A 2,390-nucleotide genomic window follows, 5' to 3' on the forward strand; every position below is an offset into this window, starting at 1 on the left:
AACTTCTGGCGCAACTACTACGTTCTCCGCCAGCATCTCACCGCCGGTCTGCGCTGAACCTTCCTGCACATCTGCGACTATATCGACAATATCGGCGGACGGATCATTCCTGAAAAGAAGCACTCCGGCAAACACCAATGCAGCCGCAGCACCTACCGCAGCAAAGCGCCTTCCCCACAGAAGCAGCGGCGCCATCTTGCCGGCATGATCGTCATGTACAGAAGAACCGGCCTTCCCCGCAGGAACTGCCTGACTGGCCTCGAGTTTTGCCCACAGGCCCTCCGGAGCCTTCGTCTCGAAGTCCCCGAGCTTGTCGTGTATGTCGTTGAGCCAGTCTTTCATCGTGTTCTGTTCTGATAATCCTTGATCATTTTGGCCAGCATGGCCTTCGCTCTGTGGAGCTGGGATGCGGAAGTGCTCTCCGTGATCCCGAGCAGCTGCGCAATCTCGCGGTGGCTGTGTTCCTCTATGACATAGAGGTTGAAGATGGTTCGGTAGCCGTCCGGAAGCCGTCGAATCAGCTTGTGTATTACACCCGGAGGGATCGACTCGGTGTCCGGCTCTTCCGGCAGGTCAATGTCACCGATATCCGTGAAGACTATGCGCTTAGAGTCGCGCAGATGCTTCAGCGACCGGTTGACAACTATCCTGGCCATCCATGCCTTCAGCGAGCCCTTGCCCCTGTACTCAAACTTGGATATGTCTTCGAAAATGGTGACGAAGCTTTCCTGGAGCACATCCTCGACATCTGCATCGTTGTCCAGATATCTCGAGCACACTGCGGTCAGATAGCCGGCATAATCTTCATATAGAGCGCGTGAAGCAGCAGGATCCCCGTCTCTGAAGAGTCCGAGGATCCGCATTTCTTCACTCATATTTCTATTGAAGATAATAGATTACTTCTTTCTGAAGGTGAGCCTGATGTTCGCGCTCTTGTCCTCCACGAAACCGCGCCACTTGAGATGGAGGGTAACAGGAGACCTGTCCTCAGGTGCGAGCTCATTGAGGTCGAAGGCCATGATACCGTCAGCCTGCACGCTTGGAAGGTCACCGCAGGCATCATGACGGAGCTCGAAGGTATACTCCTTGTCACCGTCCTTTTCGTTCTCGATGCGCACGAGGTTCACATAGTGCACCTTGTTTGCGTCATATCTCCATGTACGGATCCTGAGGGTGAGATATCCGTCCTCACCGATGCTGACCCAGTCGTTCACGATTTCGATCTTGTCGTTTCCATACTCCTTGTCATTGAGTTCGCCCATATCCGGAACCGACTTCTTGGTGCGGATGGTGTCGATGGTGAAGATCTTCGCCTCGAACTCAGGCTTGTCAAGGAGATTCACGTCGTCCACGGTGAAGTTCACGAGAGCCCTCACCGACTTGCCCTTGTAGAGGTTGGCTTTGATATTGGTCGGCTTGATGACGGTGGAGTCATTGAGCTGGAAGGTAGTGCCGGCCTCGTTCGAGTCGATGGTCACGAGTGCCGGAATTATACGGTCGCTGCCATTATCCTTGAGACATGACTGGAGCGAGAGCATTGCCGATGCGCAGATGAGCGCAAATGAAATAAGTCTTCTTGTCTTCATATTATTATTGTTTTTCTATGTCTTGCCATTAAAGACCACGACTTGCGTAAATCTTGCATGGACAAGCCGAAAAAATGCGAGAAGCTGCTAAAAATTCAGAGCAATTCCGCCAGGAGTGGCCCTGAGGATGGATTTCTTTCCTTTCACGTACATCACCGATCCGGTCACATAGAGGATGAGAGACGCGCTTATGCCGGTGATACCGGCGACAGAGAGAGTGGTCGGAAGCACGCCTCCTTCTCCCATGGCATACCATGCGCCAGCGTACATGCCGGCAGAAGCGGCTGTGAGTGCGCCGGCCGTGATGAGCATCACCTTACCTGCATGCAGCTGATTGCGTGCCTTGAGAAGCTCGGGCGTCACCGAGAAGGCCTCATCGATAGGGTAGTCCGCCTGCTGCATGATATGGTTTGGGCTGACCATCACCATGGACTGCATTGCGACAACTGGCGTCGCGCTTTCTACGGTCATCGTCTCTTCTGCCGACATTGCGCCATCGGCCGAAAAGTCTGCGGACGGATAGACCTGAGCCATGAGCGGACTTGCAACTAGGAGAAGCAGCGACACTGCAATATATGAGAACGACTTTACCATATTTTCAACTCTATGATTTCTTTCTTTTCTATTAATGCTTTCCAAAAGTACGAAATACTCCCCACAAAGCAATCGAGTAGGAGGAAAACAAAAGTAGTTTCCTCCTACTTTTGTTTTCCGACCTCTCACACCACCGTACGTGCCGTTCGGCATACGGCGGTTCTTCATTGTTCAGTGCAATTTGACGTAGTAGTCCATAAGACAAGGATA

At 52.5% G+C, this 2,390-nt stretch carries 4 protein-coding genes; all 4 read right to left on the minus strand.

Annotated elements, in window-relative coordinates; translation table 11 throughout:
* Nucleotides 1-342: hypothetical protein (locus tag AC06ND_RS08100; protein ID WP_475678481.1), on the minus strand; the 342-nt coding region annotated here is incomplete at its 3' end.
* Nucleotides 339-875, minus strand: a complete 537-nt coding sequence (locus AC06ND_RS08105; protein WP_475678482.1) for an RNA polymerase sigma factor — start codon at nucleotides 873-875, stop codon at nucleotides 339-341. The genes AC06ND_RS08100 and AC06ND_RS08105, both read right to left, overlap by 4 nt.
* 21 nt (nucleotides 876-896) lie before the next feature.
* Nucleotides 897-1,586, minus strand: coding sequence for a NigD-like protein (locus AC06ND_RS08110; protein WP_475678483.1), 690 nt, complete (start codon nucleotides 1,584-1,586; stop codon nucleotides 897-899).
* A gap of 87 nt (nucleotides 1,587-1,673) precedes the next feature.
* On the minus strand, nucleotides 1,674-2,180 hold the full coding sequence (locus AC06ND_RS08115) for a hypothetical protein (RefSeq protein WP_475678484.1): 507 nt from the start codon (nucleotides 2,178-2,180) through the stop codon (nucleotides 1,674-1,676).
* Nucleotides 2,181-2,390: the final 210 nt, after the last annotated feature.

This window comes from Candidatus Cryptobacteroides sp., assembly GCF_056207615.1.